Genomic DNA, 18,811 nt, shown 5'->3' on the forward strand with positions numbered 1-18,811 from the left:
CTGTTCATCGGGCTCGCCCGCTCGGCGGCCGATGCGACGGAGTATTTCCAGATCCCGACCGGACGTGTGGTCGAGATCGGCACGCAGGTGGCGATCTAAGGGGTCTCGAAGGGATAAATCGTCGAGGAGGCTAATATGAGCGGCGAATTGGTGCTGGTCACCGGCGGGTCCGGCTTCCTCGGCGCTCACTGCATCCTCGAACTGTTGAAGGCCGGCTACCGCGTCCGCACCTCCGTGCGATCGGCCAGGCGCGAAGCCGATGTGCTCGCCATGCTCAAGGCAGGTGGCACGGAGCCCGGTGACGCCCTTTCATTCGCCCATGCCGATCTGATGGCCGACGCAGGCTGGCCGGCGGCGGTGGCCGGCTGCGATTACGTGCTGCATGTCGCATCGCCTTTTCCGCCCGGCGTGCCCACGCATGAGGATGACCTGATCCTTCCGGCGCGCGAGGGCGCGTTGCGCGTGCTGCGGGCGGCGCGGGATGCCGGGGTCAGGCGCGTCGTGCTCACCTCATCCTTCGCGGCCGTCGGCTATGGCAAGATGCGCGCGGATGGGCAGCCTTTCAACGAGGAAAACTGGACCGATCCGGCAGGCAAGGTCAGCGCCTATGTGAAGTCCAAGACGCTCGCCGAGCGCGCGGCCTGGGATTTCATCGCCGAGCAGGGCGGCGCGCTGGAGCTTGCGGTCGTCAATCCCGTTGGCATCTTTGGACCGGTGCTCGGCGCGGACCATTCGACCTCGACCGAATTTGTCCAGCGCATGCTGAACGGCGCCGTGCCTGGGCTGCCGCGCCTGTCCTTCGGCGTCGTCGACGCGCGCGACGTGGCGGATCTGCATGTTCGCGCCATGACCCACCCCGCCGCCAAGGGCGAACGGTTCCTCGCTGTCGCCGGCGATTTCATGACAGTGCGCGAGATCGCGCAGACCCTGAAGACGCGGCTCGGGCCGGCGGCGTCGCGCGTCTCGACGCGGGAGTTTCCCGATTGGCTGGTGCGCATCATCGGGCTGTTCAATCCGGAAGCGGCACAACTCGCAACGGAACTGGGCAAGATCAAGAACGCCACCAACGCCAAGGCGGTGCGCGTGCTCGGCTGGGCGCCACGCTCGCGCGAAGATGCGTTGACTGCCACGGGCGAAAGCCTGATCCGGCTGGGACTGGTCAAGCGACGTAAGTAATTGTGCGGGAGGCCGAACCTTAAGGGCTCGGCGTCCCGCAACGGCAGCTTTCAGCCGGCCAGTGCAGCCTTGTTCGTCTCCAGAAACTGCTTCAGCGGCACCGACTTTCGGCCGGAGAGTTTTTCGACCGCGTCGGTCACCATGCCGAGGTCACCGGCGCGGGCGGCGGCGTCGAATGAAACCAGCACCTTGGCGAAGGGTTCAGGCAGGCCGGCCGACTTCATTCCCTCGGTCAGGGCTTCGTCGGAAAGCTGGATGACCTTGATCGGCTTGCTGGTGACCTCGGTGACCAACGCCGCCACTTCGGCAGCCGTATACGCACTGGGGCCGGTGAGCGTGTAAGTCGCGCTTTCGCTGCTGTCCGAGGCGAGCCCCGCTGCGATCGCCGCCGCGAAATCGTCGCGCGTGCCGTAGGAAATGGCGCCGTCGCCGGCGGAGGTGTACCAATGACCCGACGCCAGAACCTGCGGCAACGCCATGAACAGGTTCTCGTTATACCAGCCGTTGCGGAATATCGTGTAGGGGATCCCGCTCGCCTTGATCGCCTGTTCGGTGTCGTAGTGGTCGGGCGCGAAAACAACCGGCGAACCAGGCTCGGGGTTGGGCATCGAGGTGTACAGCAGGTGGCCGACGCCAGCCTGTTTGGCCGCCGTCACCGCCGCAAGCTGCTGCTCGCGCCGCTTCCCCTGTACCTCAAGTTCGTTGGTCGAGATGACGAGTGCCCGGTCGGCTCCCGCGAAGGCCTCGGCAAGCGATTGCGGGTCGTTGAAGTCAGCGGCTCTGACGACGACGCCGCGCACCGCCAGATCGGCAAGGTTGGCGGGTGTACGGGTGGTGGCGATGATGCGGTTTGCGGGGACCTTTAATGTGTCCAGCAGGTGGTTGATGACGCCGCGGCCAAGCTGGCCGGAAGCGCCGGTGACGAGAAGGGTTGCGGTCATGGGGGATCCTGAAATTGCGCCGGGTGGCGGGTGCTTCTGACAGTCTCAAAAAGAGACCAGCACTAAAATAAGAATTGACCGGCCACCGTAAAGAAGGCAGTTTTTAGGGAGGTAGGCACCGCCAGGGAACCAGCAGCCATGGACGGCAAGGTCGTCAATCTGAGAACCAAGCTCAATATATTCAAAGCCACCAGCGATGGCGCAAACATTGCCGATTGCCCGGTTCGCGACGTGATGCAGGGCGTGAACGGCAAATGGAGTTCGCTGCTGATGGCGGCGCTCGCAGAGCAGCCCTATCGTTTCGGCGAGTTGCGGCGCCTGGTGCCCGACATCTCGCAGCGCATGCTCACTCAGACGCTCCACGATCTGCAGCGCGACGGCTTTGTTCATCGCGAAGTGTTCCCGACCAAGCCGCCAAGCGTCGAATACAGCCTGACCGATCTCGGCCGTTCGATGTTCGGCGCCTTGCATCAATTGATCCTGTGGGCCGAACTCAACCATGGTGCGGTGCGCACGGCGCGCGCTTCCTTCGACGCCGGTGGCTGATATTTTGGTCCATGCAGCAAAGGCTTGATTTGACAATGGCGCTGAAGGATTGTCCGGCCAGTGGTTGGGCGGGCAATGGAAAAATCTCTCGACATCGCGATTGCGGGCGCCGGCCCGGCGGGGCTCGCCACCGCGCTCTATCTCAAGCGCGCGGGCCACAACGTCACCATCTTCGAACGTTTCGAGGAACCCAAGCCCGTCGGTTCCGGACTGATCCTGCAGCCGACCGGGCTGAGCGTGCTCGCCGATCTCGGCCTGCTCGACGACATTCTGGCGCTGGGGAGCCGCATCGAGCGTCTGCATGGCGCCGATGCCTCGACCGGCCGCACCGTGCTCGCCGTGCGCTACGATGCGCAGCCTGGCGGCCGTTTCGGGCTGGCGGTGCACCGGGCGGCATTGTTCAACGTGTTGTTTCGCGCCGCGCAGCGCCAAGGTATCGCCATCGAAACCAGTGTCGAGATCGAGGCGCTGGACGTCGGTGAGCGGGCGATCCTGATCTTCGACAAGAGCCGAACGGTGGGGGGCCGCAGGGCAGGGCCGTTCGACCTCGTGGTCGACGCCAGCGGCTCGCGTTCGAAGCTGCGCCGGTGCCTCAACGATCCGGCCCAGCCGCGGCAGCTCACTTATGGCGCGTTCTGGGCCTCGCTCGGCTGGCGCGAAGGCTTCGACGAAAATGCGCTGCTGCAGCGCTACGACAAGGCCAGCGTGATGATCGGCGTCCTGCCGATCGGCCGACCGGAGCCGGGCGGGGAAAAGATGGCGGCGTTCTTCTGGAGCCTGAAGCCGGCGGATGCCGAAAACGTGCGCGCGGCAGGGCTCGACGCCTGGAAGGCGAGACTGGTCTCGCTGTGGCCACAGTGCGAGGCGTTCACCAGCCAGATCGACAGCTTCGACCAGCTGTCGCTGGCGCGCTACGGCCACCACACGATGAAGCTGCCGGCCGGCCGCAGGCTGGCCGTCATCGGCGATGCCGCGCATTCGACCAGCCCGCAGCTCGGGCAAGGCGCCAACATGGCGCTGCTCGACGCGGCAGCACTCAGCCATGCCTTGGCACAAACGGGCAACGTCGAGGCAGCGCTGGAAAGCTACGCCCGGGCGCGGCGATGGCATGTCCGAATCTTCCAGCTGCTGTCGCTGGCGCTGACGCCGTTCTACCAGTCGGACGGCACGATGCTGCCCTTCTTCCGCGACAGGCTGGTGGCAACCATCGCAAAGGTGCCGCCACTGCCAAGCGTGCTCGCCTCGATGGTGGCCGGCACTTTGATCGATCCGTTCAGGCGGATCGGGCTAGAGGAGGTGCACTGGCCAGATCATCCGGCGAGATCAGGGTCGAGAGAAACGAATTTCTCGCACGCAGGAATAGACGCAGCCGCTGCGGATAGTCCGGCGCCACGGCACCCTTGATCGAGGCGCGTTCGCTCAACGCCTTGCGCCAGGCCTGGACCAATGGCTTGCCGTCCAGAATGCCGAAATTGCCGATCCGGTCGAAGGCGTCGAGATAGCGGAAGACCGGGCCGTAGACGGCATCGACGAGGCAAAAGCGCTGGCCGCTGAACCACGGTCCGGCCTGGTCGGCCAGTTCGTCCTCCAGACGATCGAACATGGCCGAAAGTGCCGTGGACTCTGCCAGGAAGGCGGCCTCCGTCGAAGCCGAGTAGAACCGGCCGATGGTGTTCAATGTCGCCGAGCCGAACTCGATCCAGGCGCGATGCCGGGCACGCGCGTAGGCGTCGGCCGGATGCAGAGGATTGGCTTGCGTCTCCTCGAGGAATTCGAGAATGACGGCGGATTCGAAGATCACCGTCTCCTCGCCATTTGCCTGGACGATCAGCAGCGGCACCTTGCCCAGCGGCGAGATCGCCTTGAACCAGTCCGGCTTGTTGGCGAGGTCGATGGTGACGCGTTCGAACGGCACGCCCTTCTCAGTCAGCGAGATCGCGGCGCGCTGGACATAGGGGCACAGATGATGGCTGACCAGAATGAGCTTGCCAGTCATTTCATTCTTCTCAGGCATGTCACTCTCCCCAGACATAGTTCAACGCGCCGTCCTCTACGCGCGTCGACAGGAACATCAGTCGCGACGCTTTTGGCGCCGGACCTTCAAGCCGATCGCCGCTTTCCATATCGAAGGCGGCACCGTGCCATTGGCAGACCAGCTTGCCGTCCTTGCAGTCGAGCGGCCCGCCGAAATGCAGGCAGACATTGGCGGCGGCACGGACACGCTCGCCGCTGCGCCAGACATGGACCTCGCGGCCGAAGAACGGTGCGATCAGGCTGCCCGTCTGCGGGACGTCGGCGACTTTGCAGATTTCGTGTTTCATGGATTTTTCCCAGATTGATGCAATTGCATGCATATAGATGCATATGCATTGACCGTCAAGCTTGATGCAACTGCATCTACCGCCTAGGATGGGTCATGACCAAAACAACCACGCCTTCGCCCGAAGCCGTCAAGGCCTGGGCCCGCCTGATGCGGGTTTCGCGCCAGCTCATCGAAAAGGCGGAAGAGGCTTTGAAGACTAGCGGCTTGCCGCCGCTCGACTGGTATGACGTGCTGCATGAACTCGCCGAGGCGGGTGAGGGCGGGCTGCGGCCATTCCAGCTGACCGAGCGCACACTGTTTGCGCAGTATAACATCTCGCGGCTTCTGGCGCGCCTCGAGGCAGACGGACTGGTCGAGAAGCTCAGGGCTGCCGATGACGGCCGCGGCCAGACCATCCGCATCTCGGCCAAGGGCCGTCAGACGCGGCGATGGATGTGGGCTGTCTATGGACGGTCGATTGCGGAATTGGTCGGCGCAAAACTCTCCGCTGAGGAGCTGAAGATACTGGCGAGCCTGCTTGGAGAGTTGCGCCATCCGCCCGCCGATGATTGATCCGTCAGAATCTCGTGGTTTGCTCGGCGGCTCTCACGTCGACGATTTTTCTACCTGGCCCCTTGCGTCGAGCATAGGATTGCGCAATATGCCGAACCGTAACGTACGGTACGCCGTTTGAGGCGACCCGGCGACCTCATCGAATGGGCGGAAATTGTTGCAGGCAAGCGCCGACATCGATACCAGCGAAGTGCTGACAGAGCGGCAAAAGGCCGTCCTGGACGCGGCTTTGCGGCTGCTGGTCGAGGAGGGCGACAATCTGACCATGACGGCGGTGGCGCGCCGCGCCAGCTGCTCGAAGGAAACGCTCTACAAATGGTTCGGCGACCGCGACGGACTGCTGACGGCGACCGTGCAGTGGCAGGCATCGAAAGTGCGCGTGGTGCCGGTCGACGGTGAGCGGCTCGATCTTGCCTCGCTGACGGCAAGCCTGGAAGGCTTCGCCTCGGACTGGCTGAAGGTGATTTCGAGCGATACCTCGATCGCGCTGAACCGCGTCGCGGTCGGCCATGCCGGATCCGGAAAGGACGATCTCGGCGCCATCGTGCTGGAGAATGGCCGTTTCGCGCTGGCCAGACGGCTGAAGCCGGTGCTGCTTGCCGGCAAGCAGGCCGGGCTGCTCGACTTTACGGATGCCGAAATGGCGTTCCGGACCTTTTTCGGGCTGGTCGCCCGCGACGTGCAGATCCGTCTCCTGCTCGGCGACAGGCTGGAATTGACTGAAGCGGCGATCGGCGGCGATGCCGTCCGGGCAACGCAGCAGTTTCTCGCTCTTTATGGAGCAAAAACCGGGCCGCAAGGCCTCTAATCTCTACGGGAAGGAAGCAAAAGATGCGTGTCTATTACGATCGCGACGCCGATCTCAATCTGATCAAGGGCAAGAAGATCGCCATCATCGGCTATGGCAGCCAAGGCCGGGCGCATGCGCTCAACCTCAAGGATTCGGGCGCCAAGGAAATCGCCATCGGCCTCAAGGCGGGATCGGCGACGGCCAAGAAGGTCGAGGCCGACGGGCTCAAGGTGATGAGCGTGGCGGACGCTGCCAAATGGGCCGATTTGATGATGATGGCGACGCCTGACGAATTGCAGGCCGACATCTACAAAAACGAAATCGCGCCAAACATTCGTGACGGCGCCGCGATTGCCTTCGCGCACGGCCTCAACGTGCATTTCGGCCTCATCGAGCCGAAGTCGACCGTCGATGTCGTCATGATCGCGCCGAAAGGCCCCGGCCACACGGTGCGCGGCGAATACCAGAAGGGCGGCGGCGTGCCGTGCCTGGTCGCCGTCAACCAGGATGCTTCCGGCAACGCGCTCGATCTCGCTCTGTCCTACGCCTGCGGCGTCGGCGGCGGCCGTTCGGGCATCATCGAGACCAATTTCCGCGAGGAATGCGAGACCGATCTGTTCGGCGAGCAGGTCGTGCTCTGCGGCGGCCTGGTCGAACTGATCCGCGCCGGTTTTGAGACGCTGGTGGAAGCCGGCTATGCGCCCGAAATGGCCTATTTCGAGTGCCTGCACGAGGTCAAGCTGATCGTCGACCTGATCTATGAAGGGGGCATCGCCAACATGAACTACTCGATCTCGAACACGGCCGAATGGGGCGAATATGTCTCTGGCCCGCGCATTATCACCGCCGAGACCAAGGCCGAGATGAAGCGCGTGCTGAAGGACATCCAGACCGGAAAATTCACCTCGGAGTGGATGCAGGAATACCGCGCCGGCATGTCGCGCTTCAAGGGCATCCGCCGCAACAATGACAGCCACCAGATCGAGGAAGTCGGCGCCAAGCTGCGCGCCATGATGCCCTGGATTTCCAAGAACAAGCTGGTCGACAAGGCCAAGAACTAACCCGCAGTCGTCGGGATTGGGAGCAAAGAGCCGGCGGAGCGATCCGCCGGCTTTTTCATGCCGGTTTATCGATCAGGATACTCAGCCATAGTGCCAATGCGGCTTCGGCTCGGTGCCGGTGAACTCGACGCCGATGCGGTCGTCGCGGCGCCAGCGCACGATGGCCTTGTAGCCGATGCCGTCGACCGGCACATAGAGCAGGAACTCGTCCGGCACGCGCGCGTCTATAGACACTTTCAGCTCGGCGCCGCCGGCGTGCATGTTGCGCACCGTGCACTTGACCTCGGAATTGGTGAGGCCGGTCAGAATCGTCGCGCCTTTCAGCACGCGCTGCCGGTGTTTGTTTCGCAATTCGTTGTCGGCCATGACGGCACGTCCTTCGCGACCGGATCGGCGCGATCGTCAGATGGGGCACGATATCACGGATAGGCTGAGCCGATAAACATATGGTTAGCGGTGACCGAGACCAGCCGTCTTTCCCAAATGAAAACGGCGCCGCGTTGGGGCGGCGCCGTCGTGTATTGTCGTTTATAGTTCAGCTGTAGGGCGACCAGCATTGCTGGCGCGGGCCACCATAGGGCTGGAACGTGTTGTCCCAGGCCCGGTAGGACCGATAGCGGTCGTAGCACCACTGTACATGGGCGCTGGACAGACGCTGCGTGCGGTAATAGCGGCGGGGCGCCGGCTGCACGTAATAGCCGTCATTGTAATAGCCGTTGTTGTAGTAGCCGTTGTTGTAGATGCTGCCGAGGCCGAGACCCAGGCCGAGGCCGAGAACTGCTGCGGCGCCGGTGTCAAAATCACGGCCGCGATGGTGGCGGTGATGGCGCCAGCGCCAGTTGTCGCCGCCGTTCCAGTTGCCGCCATTCCAGTTGCCTGACCGGGCAAAGCGACGGCCGTCGTGGCGGCGCCACTGCCAATCGTTGAAGGAGCGGCGGTCATTGCCGCCCGCCCAGCTGTCGCGAACCGGTGTGATGTCAGACAATGCGGTGCTTGCCGGCACCGACAAGTCCGGCTGCAGGATCGGGCCCGCGGCGGATGGCGCCGTGAGACCCGAGAAAAGACCGAGCGCTAACAGCCCGGATTTGACTGTGGACGAAAAGAGCGAGCTCATTGCACTCTCCAAGTGATACAGGCCCCACGCCCGGATACCCCAGGGAAGTGGCCTATTGATGGACCTTGGCGTCTGAACGGAGGATGAACGGAAAGGTTCCATCAGCCATGACGAGCAGCCCTTGTTTTCATGGGCGCGTGCAGGCAAAGGTCAGCCCATGTCGCTGCGCCTCGCCACTTTCAATGTCGAAAACCTGATGAACAGGTTCGATTTCTCGGGCTTCCGCAACCAGCTCAACGAAGACCGCACGCTGGCGCTTTTCGGCATCCAGAGCGAAGCCGAATACCGGATGCTGGAGCAGGCGCGCGCCATCGCACAGTCCGACGATACGCGCCAGTTGACCGCGCTCGCCATCGCCGCCACCCGCGCCGACATCATCTGCATGCAGGAGGTTGACAACATCGAGGCGCTGAAGGCGTTCGAGTATGGCTATCTCTTCAAGATGGTGGGCGAGGGTTACCGGCAGAAATACACCACCGCCGGCAATGATTCGCGCGGCATCGACGTTGCCCTGATGATGCGCAACGAGACAGCGCAAGGTCAGCCGATCGAATTCGTGCGCATGACCAGCCATGCCTATGTCACGTTCGAGCAGTTCGGATTGCACACGCCTGAACTCGAGGCGCTCGGCAACCTGGCCAATGAACGCATCTTCCGGCGCGATTGCCTGGAGGTCGACATCAAGGTCGGCGGCGTGCCGCTGACGCTTTACCTCGTCCATTTCAAATCGATGGGCTCGCCGCGCAATGGGCTCGACGGCCGCGAGGCGACGATGCCGGTGCGCATCGCCGAGGCGCAAGCCGTGCGCCGCATCATCGAGGAGCGCTTCGGCAAAGAGCACGCAGCCGATAAAAACTGGGCGATCTGCGGCGACATGAACGACTACCGCCAGCGGGTGAAGATCGAGGGCGACGCTATCGACGGCTACCGCTTCCAGGTGATCGACGAGAGCCAGTCCTGTATCGATGTGCTCACCGCCGGCGGCTTTTGCGAGAATGTCGTCGAGCGGCGGCCGGAGATGGACCGCTGGAGTTTCTACCACACGCGCGGGCCGAAGGAGCGGCATCTGTGCCAGCTCGACTACATCCTGCTGTCGAAAGGGCTGGCGGCGAAGAATGCGACGGCGGTTCCCGACATCATCCGCAACGGCCAGCCCTGGCGCACCATCTTTCCGGCGGGACAGGCGGTGGAGCGCTTTCCGCGCGCCGGCTGGGACCGGCCGAAGGCGTCGGACCATTGTCCCGTCGCAATTACCCTGGACATGGCTTGAGCACGGTGAGCTTCGACCTGCCGCGCAACGTCATCCTGCCCGTCGACGAAATCGACGTCCGGCTCGACCCCGGCCCGCATCCGTTCGAGCGCGACAACGCGCAGGCGATCACTGACAACTGGCGGCGTGAGGTTACGGCCAATCCGGCGCTGTTCGACGGCACGGTGGTGCTGCTCTCGGCGCTCGCCTGGCGCGACAACCGGATCGTCGGGCGTTGTCACGCGGTGAAGTACTCTACCTTCCTGCTGTGGCGAAAGAACCGGCAGGGGACGGGCGCCGAGCATGCCTATGGTCACGCCATGCTGGTCGCCGGCGACAACGCCCTGGTGGCGATCCGCATGGGCGCGCACACGGTCCCGGCCGGCAGTGTCTACTTCGCTGCCGGCTCGTTCGAGCCGATCGATTTTCGCGATGGCCGCGTCGATGTCGATTTCAACATGATCCGTGAAGTGCGCGAGGAGACCGGGCTTGACCTGACAGGCGCTGCGCGCGGCAAGCGCTACCATGCGCTGTCGACTTCGACCGGCACGGTCCTCTTCCGCCGCTACCACGTCGATGCGCCGGCCGACGAGATTGCGCGGCGCATCGGCGCCTTCGTCGCGACCGAGACCGAGCCGGAGATCGAGGGGCCGGTGATCATCCGCCACGCCGCCGACCTGCCGGAAGGGCTGGCACCGCATATGAAGCCGCTGGTCGAGTGGCATTTTGGCGGTGGCGGGGGCTAACGGCGCGGATTGTTCTGCGCCGCCTTGCGGTCGTTGCGGGCGGCGACGAGGAACAGGATGACGCCGATGCCCAGCAATCCACCCATGACCATGCCCATCGTCTGGCCGACGACTGCCTGAAAATCGGCGGTGACACGATCGGGATTGGCCATGCCGTAGCGGGCGAGATACCACCAAAGTCCCGCAAGGGCGCCTTCGATGATCACCATCGTCAGTATCAGCCGCGCCTTCTTGCTCATTGCCACTCCTTGACCAGATGCTTTGCTCTAAAATTACCATCGCAGACCGGACGACAACAAGTATTGCCGATGTCGACAAGCACCCATCCTTGTGGATAGCGGTTGGTTGCGGTGGAGCTGATCTGGCGCTTATTCGTGGCGCAGCGCGTCGATCGGGTCGAGCCTGGCGCCGCGCAGCGCCGGGAAGAAGCCGAACACCATGCCGATCAGCGCCGAAAAACCGACGGCGAGCAGGATGACCGCCGGGCTCGGCGCAAACGGTATGGCCAGCGTTGCCGAGGCGAGGCCGGCCAGCGCCAGGCCGATCAGGATGCCGATAATGCCGCCGAGCAGCGACAGCACCGTCGCCTCGACCAGGAACTGGATGAGGATGTGCTTTTCATGCGCGCCGATGGCGAGCCTGATGCCGATCTCGCGGGTGCGCTCAGTGACCGAGACCAGCATGATGTTCATGATCCCGATGCCGCCGACCAGCAGGCTGACGCCCGCGACGGCGCCCAGCATGCCGGTCATGGTGGTGGTGGCGCTGGCCATGGCGTCGGCGATCTGGGTCATGTCGCGGATCGAGAAATCGTCTTCGCGGTCCGGCGTGATGCGGCGGGTGTCGCGCAAAATGTCCTCGACTCGCGGCTGCAATTCGGTGGTCGGGGTGCGGTCGTCGGCGGCGACGTAGATGTTGTCGATGTCGCGGTTGCCGGCGATGCGGCGCTGATAGGCGGCAAGCGGCATCAAGACGACATTGTCCTGGTCCTGGCCGAAGCCGGTATAGCCCTTGGGTTCGAGCAGGCCGATGATCTTGCACGAGGTGCGGTTGACGCGGATGATCTCGCCCTCGGGTTCGCCGGCGCCGAAGAATTGCTGGCGCACCGTTTCGCCGATCAGGCAGACGCCGGTGCCGGAGCGTGTTTCCGAATCCGAGAACGGGCGGCCCGACACCAGCTTCCAGTCGCGGGCGTCGAGATAGGCGCTGTCGGTGCCGGTGACGCCCGAGGTCAAGCTCTCGGTGCCGAAAATGACGCGGACTTGTTTCTGCGACGCCGGCGCAATGGCGCGCGCTCCGGTCAGGTGGGCTACGAGGGCGGCTACATCCTTGTCGGCCAGAGGCCGTACCGCCTGGTCGAGCCCGCCTGGTCCGCCGGTGCCTGCCGGGCGGCCGGAACGGACGACGAGCAGGTTCGAGCCGAGCTTGGCGATGTCCGACTTGACCTTGGCCGTGGTGCCCGAACCGATGGTCAGCATGGCGATGACGGCGGCGACACCGATGACGATGCCGAGCAGCGTCAGGAACGAGCGCAGCACATTGCGGCGGATGGAGCGCAGAGAGAGGCGGACGGTTTCCCAGATCATGACGCCAACTCCGACTTGGCCGTGTCGGACGCGACGTGGCCGTCGAGGAAGCGGATGGTGCGCTCGGCATAATCGGCGACATCGGCCTCGTGGGTGACCATGGCGATGGTCAAGCCGAGCTCCCGGTTCAGCCGCGTCAACAACTCCATGATCTCATGCGTGCGGGCGGTGTCGAGATTGCCGGTCGGCTCGTCGGCGACGAGCAGCGTAGGCCTGGTGACGATGGCGCGCGCGATCGCCACGCGCTGCTGCTGGCCGCCGGAGAGTTCGGCCGGCGTGTGGTGTTCGCGCCCGACCAGGCCGACCTCCGCCAGCGCCTGCATGGCAAGATCGCGGCGCTCGCGGGCCGGCGCGCCGCGATAGATCAGCGGCAGCTCGACATTTTCCGCCGCCGTGGTGCGCGGCAACAGATTGTAACCCTGGAAGACGAAGCCGATATAGAGATTGCGCAGAAGCGCCCGGCGGTTGCGGTCGAGCCGCCCGGCGTCGATGCCCATGAAGGAGTAGGTTCCGGCCGTCGGCGTGTCGAGGCAACCGATGATGTTCATCGCGGTCGATTTGCCCGAACCGGACGGGCCCATGATGGCGACGAATTCGCCACGCTGGATGGCGAGGTCGACGCCGGCCAGCGCATGGACCTTGGCTTCGCCCTGGCCATAGCTCTTCCAGACCGAGTCGAAACCGATGAGGCCCGCGGCCATGGCGTCAGCTCCGCAGCTGCGAGGTCGTGATAACCTCTGCACCTTCATCCAGCCCGGAGGTGATCTCGGTCAGTTCGCCGTCGGTGGAGCCGATCTTCACGTTGACCGGGTGCGGCCGGCCGTTCTCCAGCACATAGAGCGTGCGTGAGCCGTCGGTGGGCGCCTTCACCGGCTGGCGGCGGTTGCCGCCACGGCCCATGCGGCCGGTGAACAGATCGCTGAGGCTCCACGCGCGGGCAGCAGGTGCCGATGGCCGATAGCGAAACGCTGTTGAAGGCACGGTGAGCACGCTCTTGGCCTGCCTGGTGACGACCGAAACCGTGGCGGTCATGCCGGGCCGCAGCAAAAGCTCGTTATTGTTGACTTCCAACCGTGCATTGTAGGTGACGACGCCGTCGGTGGTGACCGAGGCGTAGGAGATGTCGCGGATCTCGGCGTCGAACGGCCGCTCGGGAAAGGCATCGACGGTGAAGCGTGCATGCTGGCCTGGTTTGACCGCGCCGATATCGGCCTCGTCGACCGCCGCCACCAATTCCATGTTCCTCAAATCGGCGGCGATGATGAACAGAACCGGCGCCTGCAGCGAGGAGGCGACCGTCTGGCCGGGGTCGACGGAACGCGTCAAGACGATGCCGTCGATCGGCGCATAGATGGTGCTCTTGGCAAGGTCGGTCTGCTGCGCCTTGAGATCGGCCTGGGCGATGGCGAGATTGGCCTGCGCACTATCGAGCGCCGCCTTGGAGCGGTCGCGCGTGGCAGTCGCCGCCTCGAGCGACTGATCGGTCGCCATGCCACGCCTGGTCAGTTCGGCCGCGCGGGTGAGGGCGCTTTCGTTCTCCTTCAGGGTTACCGTGGCGTCCTCGACATTGGCGGCAGCGGCCTTGGCCGAGGCTTCGGCGCGTTCGATCTGGACCTCGAGTTTCACCGTGTCGAGCGTCGCCAGCACGTCGCCCTTCTTGACCTGCTGGTTCTCTTCGGCCGAGACCGAGCGGATGATACCGGACAGCTCGCTTGAAATGTCGACCTGGGTGAGGGGCTGCAGCGTGCCGGTCGCCGAAACCGCGACGGTGAGGTCGGCAATGGTAGCCGGCGTGGTGGTGTAGTCGATCTTGGCCGGGGAGCCGGCAAACCACTGGTAGCCAGCCAACCCGGCGGCAAGTGCGATCAGCGCCAGCAGCGCGTAAAGCCAGCCCCGGCGGCGCGTCTTGCGCACGCCGCTCTGATCAAGCCCGAGCGCCGCCTCGATGGCGGAATCCGATTCCGTCTTTGGCAGATTGACAAGCTGGTCCACGCCGGACCCCTATGAAAGCGTAATGTCCCTAGTTGTGCACAGATCAGGCTTGGTGGTTCGAATATCAAATTAAATTTCGGCCATGTTCGGATTGAGGCGGAAGGTTTTTCAAGATGCAGACCCGCAATTACTTGCTCTACGATGTGTTTACGACGGAGCGGCTGGCCGGCAATCCGCTGGCTGTCGTACTCGACAGCCAAGGGCTGGATACAGCCGCCATGCAGGCCATTGCGCGCGAGTTCAACCTGTCCGAATCGGTCTTCGTGCTGCCGCCGGACAATCCAAAACATCGCAACCGCATCCGCATTTTCACGCCCGACTATGAGATGCCGTTCGCCGGACATCCGACAGTTGGCGCCGCGATCGCGCTGGCCGAACTGACAGGCGAGGGCGAAGCCGGCATCTTCGTGCTGGAGGAGAATATCGGCCCGGTGCGCTGCGCCGTCAGCCGGCACGATGGCGCCACCTTTGCCGAGTTCGACCTGGCGAAGCTGCCGGAGCCGCTGAAGCTCGATGCCGACCCGGAGGCGATCGGCGCCGCCCTCGGGCTGGCGCCGCACGAGATCGGCTTCGAGAATCACCTGGTGTCGTTCTGGTCGGCAGGCGTGCCTTACGTCACCATCCCGGTCGCCAATCTGGAGGCTGCGGCCCGGGTCAAGCTCGATAACCAGGCCTGGTCCGAACTGGCGCCGCGCAAGAGCGAATGGGCTTTCGCCAGCCCGTATGTCTATTGCCGCCAGACGGTGAACCATGACAGCGCCTTCCATGTCCGCATGATCGTGCCGGGCACGCCGTCCTATGAAGACCCGGCGACCGGTTCGGCGGCAGCCGCCTTTGCCGGCGCCATCATGCATTTCGATGCGCCCACCGACGGCATTTCGCAGCTGTGGATCGAGCAGGGGCTGGAGATGGGCCGCCCGTCACGAATCCGCTTGGAACTCACTGTCGAAGGCGGAAAACTGGCCTCCGCGCGCATCGGCGGCCATGCCATCAAGGTGGCGGAAGGCAGGCTGTTCGTGTGACCGCCTGCGGCAGTTCAGCGATTTGTCGGGAAATGATTCCGGCAGGGCTGGACAGGACCGGTATCGGCGGCTATATGCCCGCCAACGCCGGTTTTACCGGTCGAGTGGGTGCGTAGCTCAGTTGGTAGAGCAGCTGACTCTTAATCAGCGGGTCCACAGTTCAATCCTGTGCGCACCCACCAAATTTCTAGAAGAGTTGGTGGAAGACCTTGGAATGCCGGACGCGTTGACGCGCCTCGACATGCTGGGGCAGGTTTGCCTTAAACTCGGCGGCCGGTAAGCCGGTGCGCTATTTGGCGAAGGAGTGAAGGCCGCGCTGGATTAAGAAAAGCCCGGAAGCCGAAGCCGCCATCAATTAAAGCCAGTTTGAAACCACGGACTGGTGTCATACCCTAAGCGCGGATTATAATGATCCAGGAAGTTTTCGGCCCTATTTGACGGTCGCGCAACCACGGTGCCTGTCGATTTGCAATCCGGTTTCGCGGTCGGCTTGCTGCCAGCCTTCTTATGAGCTGTAGAACACGAGGTTGTAGCCTGAGCGGTGGCCACCTTTTTCTTCTCTTTCGCAGCAGCTGCTCCGGTAGCGGCCAATACTATTGCTACGCCAAAGACAACGAGTTTCATTGAAAACGCCCTCACCCTGCCCAATCCGTAATGATTGCGCCTGGTCACCGTTACGTCAATCACATTTTGTCGGCAACGGCGGCGAATAGTGCCAGTAAAAAGAGCCCACCACAGAAGCAGCGGGCCAACCCCCAGGTGGGGAATCTTTCAGCGGCCGTGCTGTTCGAGCCACCAGCCCGGAATGCCAGTGATCGGCCCGACGATGGTCAGTGAAGGTTCGGGCCGGCGCCCTCCCGTCAAATCGCTCTAGCTACTTCTCCGACACGCCAGCCTCGGCAAAACTCGCCATCCTCGCATGGCATTCCAGTGCCGAGCGGACGATGTTGACGGCGAGGCAGGCGCCGGAGCCTTCGCCGAGCCGCATGCCGAGGTCGAGCAGCGGCGGCAGGCCGAGCGCTTCGAGCAGGCGGCGGTGGCCGGATTCGGCTGAGACATGGGCGGCGATGGTGTGGGCAAGGCCGTTGGGGTGCAGCCGCGCCAGGGGTGCTGCGGCGGCCGTGCAGACGAAGCCGTCGAGCAGCACCGGGACGTTCTTGCGGCGGGCGGCGAGCGTGGCGCCGAAGATGGCGGCGAGTTCGCGGCCGCCAAGGGCGGCGGCGATCTTCAGCGGGTCGGACAGCGCGTCGGCATGGCGCTTGAGGCCGGATTCAATGGCGGTGACCTTGCGCTTCAGCCCGGCATCGTCGACGCCGGTGCCGCGCCCGGTCCATTTTTCAGCGCCGCCGCCGAACAGGGCGGTCGAGATGGCGGCCGCCGGCGTGGTGTTGCCGATGCCCATCTCGCCGAAACAGACGAGGTCGAGGTCGTTCGTCACCGCGTCGTAGCCTGCCGAGACGGCGGCGAGGAAGGTTTTTTCGTCCATTGCCGGCACGTCAGTGAAGTCGCCGGTTGGATGATCGAGATCGAGCGGGATGACGTCGAGTTCCGCGCCGGCGATGCGGGCCAGCTGGTTGATGGCGGCGCCGCCGCCGGCGAAATTCGCCACCATCTGCACCGTCACTTCCGACGGGAAGGCCGACACGCCTTGCGCCGTCACACCGTGGTTGCCGGCGAACACGAAGACTTTGACGCGGTCGAGTTTCGGCATGTCGCGACCCTGCCAGCGCGCCAGCCAGGCGGCGAGAGTTTCCAGCCGGCCCAGGCTGCCTTGCGGCTTGGTCAGCGTGTCTTGGCGGCGGGCGACGGCGTTGGCGGCGGTATCGCTGCCGGCAGGCAGATCGAGACAGGCGGCGCGCAGTTCGTCGAATGATTTGAATGGCATGGGGAAGGAATCTCCGGGGAAGAATCAGGACAGGGAAACGGAAGCGACGAGCAGGACAGTGATCTCGCCCAGCTGCTGCAGGGCGCCGATCGTGTCACCGGTGTGGCCGCCAATCTGGTTGAGGGAGAGCGCGCGCAAGGCGCTGAACACGAGAGCGAGCAGGATCAGTGCGGCAAAGGCGCCGCCGAGCCCCAGCGTCAGAAGGGGGATGGCGCCGAGCACGGCGCCGAGAACAGCTGTCTGGGCCGAGACGGTCCCGGCGCCGGCAGACAGGCCGTCACTGCGCGCCGCCGGCGCCAGATGCATGAACGCGCCGAGCAGGCCGCGCGATGCGGCGTGTGCGGCGATCAGCGCGAAGAGCACGCTTGTCGGATTGGCCAGTTGCGACAGCGCGCTCCAGCGGATGAGCATCGACAGGCCAAGAGCTGCTGCGCCATAGGCGCCGATGCGGCTGTCGCGCATGATCTCCAGTTTTTTATCGCGCGTCTTGCCGCCGCCAAAACCGTCGGCGACATCCGACAGCCCGTCCTCATGCAGGCAGCCCGTGGCGAGCAGGGTTGCTGCAAGCGCAAGGGCTGCTGCCGGGCCGGGGGCAAGGCCGAGCTGTACGCCCGCTGCGTAGACGACAGCACCAGCCACAGCGATGGCGAGGCCGGCGACAGGCGCCGCCCAGATCGCATCGGCCAGGCTGCGGCCACGAAGGTCGAAGACCGGCAGCGGCAGCCGGGTGAAGAAGACGAGGCAAAGCGCGACGTCCTCGAGCGCTTGCCGGGGCGAGGGCACGGCGGTCATGCACTCCTCGCAATGGCATGAAAGAAGGTGCCGCTCACATGGCCGCGCCGATAGCCGGAGGCGCCGAGTGGATTGCCCTGGCCATCGGCGAGGTCGGCCAGCGGCTCGTCATTGCCGGTCGCAATCATCTGCGCATAGTGGAATTCATGGCCACGGATCAGCGCGCCTTGCGGCCCCAGCGGACAGGCGACGCGCAGGCGTGCCTCGCGGTAGCCGAGGTTCATCTTGCGCTTGGCAAAGCTGGTGGAATGGCCGAGCAGGCCAAGCATGGCGTGCGTCTCGCCGGCCGCGTCCTCCAGCGCTTCGCCCAGCACCATGAAGCCGCCGCACTCGCCATGGATCGGCTTGGTCTCGGCAAACCTGGCCATGCCAGCTCGGAAATTGGTCGCCGCCGCGAGGCTGCCGGAGTGGAGCTCGGGATAGCCGCCGGGCAGCCAGCAGACATCGCAATTCTGCACCGGTGCTTCGTCGGCTAGCGGCGAGAACGGCACGATCTCGGCGCCGGCCTGACGCCAGTGGGCGGCGACGTGCGGATAGAGGAAGGTGAAGGCGGCGTCTTCGGCGAGCGCGATTCGTTGGCCGGGCGGCTGCAAGGCATGTTCGAAACTGCCTGATGCCGGCGAAAACGGCGCGGCCAGCGCCATGATGGCGTCAAGGTCGAGGGATTTCTCGACCATGTCGGCGAGGCGGTCGAGATGCGTCATCAGGTCGGCATATTCGCCGGCCTGGACGAGGCCGAGATGGCGCTCCGGCAAATTGAGCGTGGGATCGCGCAGGATGGCGCCGACGACCGGCAGGCCGAGCGTTTCGATCGCCTCGCTGCACAGCTTGCGGTGGCGCTCGCTGCCGAGGCGGTTGAGCACGATTCCGGCCATGCGCACATCGGGATCATAGGTGGCAAAACCCTTGGCGACCGCGGCCCCCGTGGTGGGCTGAGACCACCCGGGGCGCGCCATAAGCACCGGCCGGTTGTTCAGCCCCGCCACAACGGCCGCCCGCGCCGGGCGGCCAGGGGCGGCCCGCGTGCCCTCGAACA

The 18,811-nt window shown here is 64.5% G+C and carries 22 protein-coding genes, 1 tRNA gene and 1 pseudogene; 11 read left to right on the plus strand and 13 right to left on the minus strand.

Translation table 11 applies throughout. From position 1 onward, the window contains the following. Both NKI06_RS30960 and NKI06_RS28960 read left to right on the plus strand, forming a co-directional pair. Positions 1-99 (plus strand): KUP/HAK/KT family potassium transporter (locus tag NKI06_RS30960; protein ID WP_502898780.1); only part of this gene is annotated, 99 nt, incomplete at its 5' end. Between the two features lie 36 nt (positions 100-135). Then, a complete protein-coding gene (locus tag NKI06_RS28960) occupies positions 136-1,176 on the plus strand; it encodes an SDR family oxidoreductase (protein WP_023668370.1) in 1,041 nt (346 codons plus the stop codon). 50 nt (positions 1,177-1,226) lie between these two features. On the opposite strand, the gene NKI06_RS28965 is transcribed toward NKI06_RS28960, so the two are convergent. Next, positions 1,227-2,117, minus strand: a complete 891-nt coding sequence (locus NKI06_RS28965; RefSeq protein ID WP_023685166.1) for an SDR family oxidoreductase — start codon at positions 2,115-2,117, stop codon at positions 1,227-1,229. A gap of 138 nt (positions 2,118-2,255) precedes the next feature. Here NKI06_RS28965 and NKI06_RS28970 point away from each other — a divergent pair, with 138 nt between their 5' ends. Continuing rightward, positions 2,256-2,663, plus strand: coding sequence for a winged helix-turn-helix transcriptional regulator (locus tag NKI06_RS28970; protein ID WP_023668372.1), 408 nt, complete (start codon positions 2,256-2,258; stop codon positions 2,661-2,663). A gap of 75 nt (positions 2,664-2,738) precedes the next feature. Beyond that, a pseudogene (locus NKI06_RS28975) lies at positions 2,739-3,974 on the plus strand (FAD-dependent oxidoreductase); the annotation flags it as partial. Here the strand turns inward: NKI06_RS28975 and NKI06_RS28980 are convergent. Both NKI06_RS28980 and NKI06_RS28985 read right to left on the minus strand, forming a co-directional pair. Next, positions 3,937-4,677, minus strand: a complete 741-nt coding sequence (locus NKI06_RS28980; protein ID WP_023746878.1) for a glutathione S-transferase family protein — start codon at positions 4,675-4,677, stop codon at positions 3,937-3,939. The pseudogene NKI06_RS28975 and the gene NKI06_RS28980 sit on opposite strands and share 38 nt — an antisense overlap. 1 nt (position 4,678) lies before the next feature. Next, positions 4,679-4,984, minus strand: coding sequence for a Rieske (2Fe-2S) protein (locus NKI06_RS28985; RefSeq protein ID WP_023668375.1), 306 nt, complete (start codon positions 4,982-4,984; stop codon positions 4,679-4,681). A gap of 95 nt (positions 4,985-5,079) precedes the next feature. On the opposite strand from NKI06_RS28985, the gene NKI06_RS28990 reads away from it, so the two are divergent. From NKI06_RS28990 to ilvC, 3 genes are all read left to right on the plus strand, one after another. Further along, entirely contained in the window at positions 5,080-5,538 is a 459-nt protein-coding gene (locus NKI06_RS28990; protein WP_023685168.1) for a MarR family winged helix-turn-helix transcriptional regulator, read from the plus strand. Positions 5,539-5,695: 157 nt separating this feature from the next. Continuing rightward, positions 5,696-6,346 (plus strand): TetR/AcrR family transcriptional regulator, encoded by a 651-nt coding sequence (locus NKI06_RS28995; RefSeq protein WP_460222075.1) that lies wholly within the window; start codon positions 5,696-5,698, stop codon positions 6,344-6,346. Positions 6,347-6,369: 23 nt separating this feature from the next. After that, complete coding sequence (gene ilvC, locus NKI06_RS29000) at positions 6,370-7,389, plus strand: ketol-acid reductoisomerase (protein WP_352733442.1); 1,020 nt, start codon at positions 6,370-6,372, stop codon at positions 7,387-7,389. 81 nt (positions 7,390-7,470) lie between these two features. Here the strand turns inward: ilvC and NKI06_RS29005 are convergent, their stop codons facing one another. Continuing rightward, the gene (locus NKI06_RS29005; protein ID WP_023685169.1) at positions 7,471-7,755 is read right to left on the minus strand and encodes a PilZ domain-containing protein; all 285 of its coding nucleotides are present in this window, start codon (positions 7,753-7,755) and stop codon (positions 7,471-7,473) included. Between the two features lie 169 nt (positions 7,756-7,924). Further along, on the minus strand, positions 7,925-8,503 hold the full coding sequence (locus NKI06_RS29010; RefSeq protein ID WP_023685170.1) for a BA14K family protein: 579 nt from the start codon (positions 8,501-8,503) through the stop codon (positions 7,925-7,927). 157 nt (positions 8,504-8,660) lie between these two features. Here NKI06_RS29010 and NKI06_RS29015 point away from each other — a divergent pair, with 157 nt between their 5' ends. Together NKI06_RS29015 and NKI06_RS29020 are read left to right on the plus strand one after the other, a co-directional pair. Continuing rightward, entirely contained in the window at positions 8,661-9,773 is a 1,113-nt protein-coding gene (locus NKI06_RS29015) for an endonuclease/exonuclease/phosphatase family protein (protein ID WP_023685171.1), read from the plus strand. A 5-nt stretch (positions 9,774-9,778) separates the two neighbouring features. Beyond that, a complete protein-coding gene (locus tag NKI06_RS29020; RefSeq protein ID WP_023668380.1) occupies positions 9,779-10,498 on the plus strand; it encodes an NUDIX hydrolase in 720 nt (239 codons plus the stop codon). Here the strand turns inward: NKI06_RS29020 and NKI06_RS29025 are convergent. The 4 genes from NKI06_RS29025 to NKI06_RS29040 form a co-directional block, all read right to left on the minus strand. Further along, positions 10,495-10,737: a hypothetical protein gene (locus NKI06_RS29025; RefSeq protein ID WP_023690325.1), complete on the minus strand. Its 243-nt coding sequence runs from the start codon at positions 10,735-10,737 to the stop codon at positions 10,495-10,497. The genes NKI06_RS29020 and NKI06_RS29025 overlap by 4 nt on opposite strands. Before the next feature lie 129 nt (positions 10,738-10,866). After that, positions 10,867-12,084 (minus strand): ABC transporter permease, encoded by a 1,218-nt coding sequence (locus NKI06_RS29030; protein ID WP_023685173.1) that lies wholly within the window; start codon positions 12,082-12,084, stop codon positions 10,867-10,869. Beyond that, positions 12,081-12,785, minus strand: coding sequence for an ABC transporter ATP-binding protein (locus tag NKI06_RS29035; protein ID WP_023744655.1), 705 nt, complete (start codon positions 12,783-12,785; stop codon positions 12,081-12,083). The genes NKI06_RS29030 and NKI06_RS29035 overlap by 4 nt, the downstream gene beginning before the upstream one ends. Before the next feature lie 4 nt (positions 12,786-12,789). Further along, complete coding sequence (locus NKI06_RS29040; protein ID WP_023744656.1) at positions 12,790-14,076, minus strand: efflux RND transporter periplasmic adaptor subunit; 1,287 nt, start codon at positions 14,074-14,076, stop codon at positions 12,790-12,792. A 113-nt stretch (positions 14,077-14,189) separates the two neighbouring features. Here NKI06_RS29040 and NKI06_RS29045 point away from each other — a divergent pair, with 113 nt between their 5' ends. Both NKI06_RS29045 and NKI06_RS29050 read left to right on the plus strand, forming a co-directional pair. Then, positions 14,190-15,098 (plus strand): PhzF family phenazine biosynthesis protein, encoded by a 909-nt coding sequence (locus tag NKI06_RS29045; RefSeq protein WP_352499738.1) that lies wholly within the window; start codon positions 14,190-14,192, stop codon positions 15,096-15,098. Between the two features lie 106 nt (positions 15,099-15,204). Then, positions 15,205-15,280, plus strand: a tRNA-Lys gene (locus NKI06_RS29050). A 169-nt stretch (positions 15,281-15,449) separates the two neighbouring features. On the opposite strand, the gene NKI06_RS29055 is transcribed toward NKI06_RS29050, so the two are convergent. From NKI06_RS29055 to NKI06_RS29070, 4 genes are all read right to left on the minus strand, one after another. Then, complete coding sequence (locus NKI06_RS29055) at positions 15,450-15,722, minus strand: hypothetical protein (protein WP_155923538.1); 273 nt, start codon at positions 15,720-15,722, stop codon at positions 15,450-15,452. A 250-nt stretch (positions 15,723-15,972) separates the two neighbouring features. Beyond that, positions 15,973-16,983: a nicotinate-nucleotide--dimethylbenzimidazole phosphoribosyltransferase gene (cobT, locus tag NKI06_RS29060; RefSeq protein WP_023727705.1), complete on the minus strand. Its 1,011-nt coding sequence runs from the start codon at positions 16,981-16,983 to the stop codon at positions 15,973-15,975. A 24-nt stretch (positions 16,984-17,007) separates the two neighbouring features. Next, complete coding sequence (cobS, locus tag NKI06_RS29065; protein ID WP_352987797.1) at positions 17,008-17,775, minus strand: adenosylcobinamide-GDP ribazoletransferase; 768 nt, start codon at positions 17,773-17,775, stop codon at positions 17,008-17,010. Continuing rightward, positions 17,772-18,811: cobyrinic acid a,c-diamide synthase CobB (locus NKI06_RS29070; RefSeq protein ID WP_352987798.1), on the minus strand; the 1,040-nt coding region annotated here is incomplete at its 5' end. The genes NKI06_RS29070 and cobS, both read right to left, overlap by 4 nt.

The organism is Mesorhizobium sp. M0772, from assembly GCF_040320135.1.
In the GTDB taxonomy this organism is placed as follows: Bacteria; Pseudomonadota; Alphaproteobacteria; order Rhizobiales; family Rhizobiaceae; genus Mesorhizobium.

Coding starts and splice junctions, on each gene's coding strand:
- NKI06_RS28960 (WP_023668370.1), top strand. CDS start 136: ATGAGCGGCGAATTGGTGCTGGTCACCGGCGGGTCCGGCTTCCTCGGC.
- NKI06_RS28965 (WP_023685166.1), bottom strand. CDS start 2,117: ATGACCGCAACCCTTCTCGTCACCGGCGCTTCCGGCCAGCTTGGCCGC.
- NKI06_RS28970 (WP_023668372.1), top strand. CDS start 2,256: ATGGACGGCAAGGTCGTCAATCTGAGAACCAAGCTCAATATATTCAAA.
- NKI06_RS28980 (WP_023746878.1), bottom strand. CDS start 4,677: ATGCCTGAGAAGAATGAAATGACTGGCAAGCTCATTCTGGTCAGCCAT.
- NKI06_RS28985 (WP_023668375.1), bottom strand. CDS start 4,984: ATGAAACACGAAATCTGCAAAGTCGCCGACGTCCCGCAGACGGGCAGC.
- NKI06_RS28990 (WP_023685168.1), top strand. CDS start 5,080: ATGACCAAAACAACCACGCCTTCGCCCGAAGCCGTCAAGGCCTGGGCC.
- ilvC (WP_352733442.1), top strand. CDS start 6,370: ATGCGTGTCTATTACGATCGCGACGCCGATCTCAATCTGATCAAGGGC.
- NKI06_RS29005 (WP_023685169.1), bottom strand. CDS start 7,755: ATGGCCGACAACGAATTGCGAAACAAACACCGGCAGCGCGTGCTGAAA.
- NKI06_RS29010 (WP_023685170.1), bottom strand. CDS start 8,503: ATGAGCTCGCTCTTTTCGTCCACAGTCAAATCCGGGCTGTTAGCGCTC.
- NKI06_RS29015 (WP_023685171.1), top strand. CDS start 8,661: ATGTCGCTGCGCCTCGCCACTTTCAATGTCGAAAACCTGATGAACAGG.
- NKI06_RS29025 (WP_023690325.1), bottom strand. CDS start 10,737: ATGAGCAAGAAGGCGCGGCTGATACTGACGATGGTGATCATCGAAGGC.
- NKI06_RS29030 (WP_023685173.1), bottom strand. CDS start 12,084: ATGATCTGGGAAACCGTCCGCCTCTCTCTGCGCTCCATCCGCCGCAAT.
- NKI06_RS29035 (WP_023744655.1), bottom strand. CDS start 12,785: ATGGCCGCGGGCCTCATCGGTTTCGACTCGGTCTGGAAGAGCTATGGC.
- NKI06_RS29045 (WP_352499738.1), top strand. CDS start 14,190: ATGCAGACCCGCAATTACTTGCTCTACGATGTGTTTACGACGGAGCGG.
- NKI06_RS29055 (WP_155923538.1), bottom strand. CDS start 15,722: ATGAAACTCGTTGTCTTTGGCGTAGCAATAGTATTGGCCGCTACCGGA.
- cobT (WP_023727705.1), bottom strand. CDS start 16,983: ATGCCATTCAAATCATTCGACGAACTGCGCGCCGCCTGTCTCGATCTG.
- cobS (WP_352987797.1), bottom strand. CDS start 17,775: ATGACCGCCGTGCCCTCGCCCCGGCAAGCGCTCGAGGACGTCGCGCTT.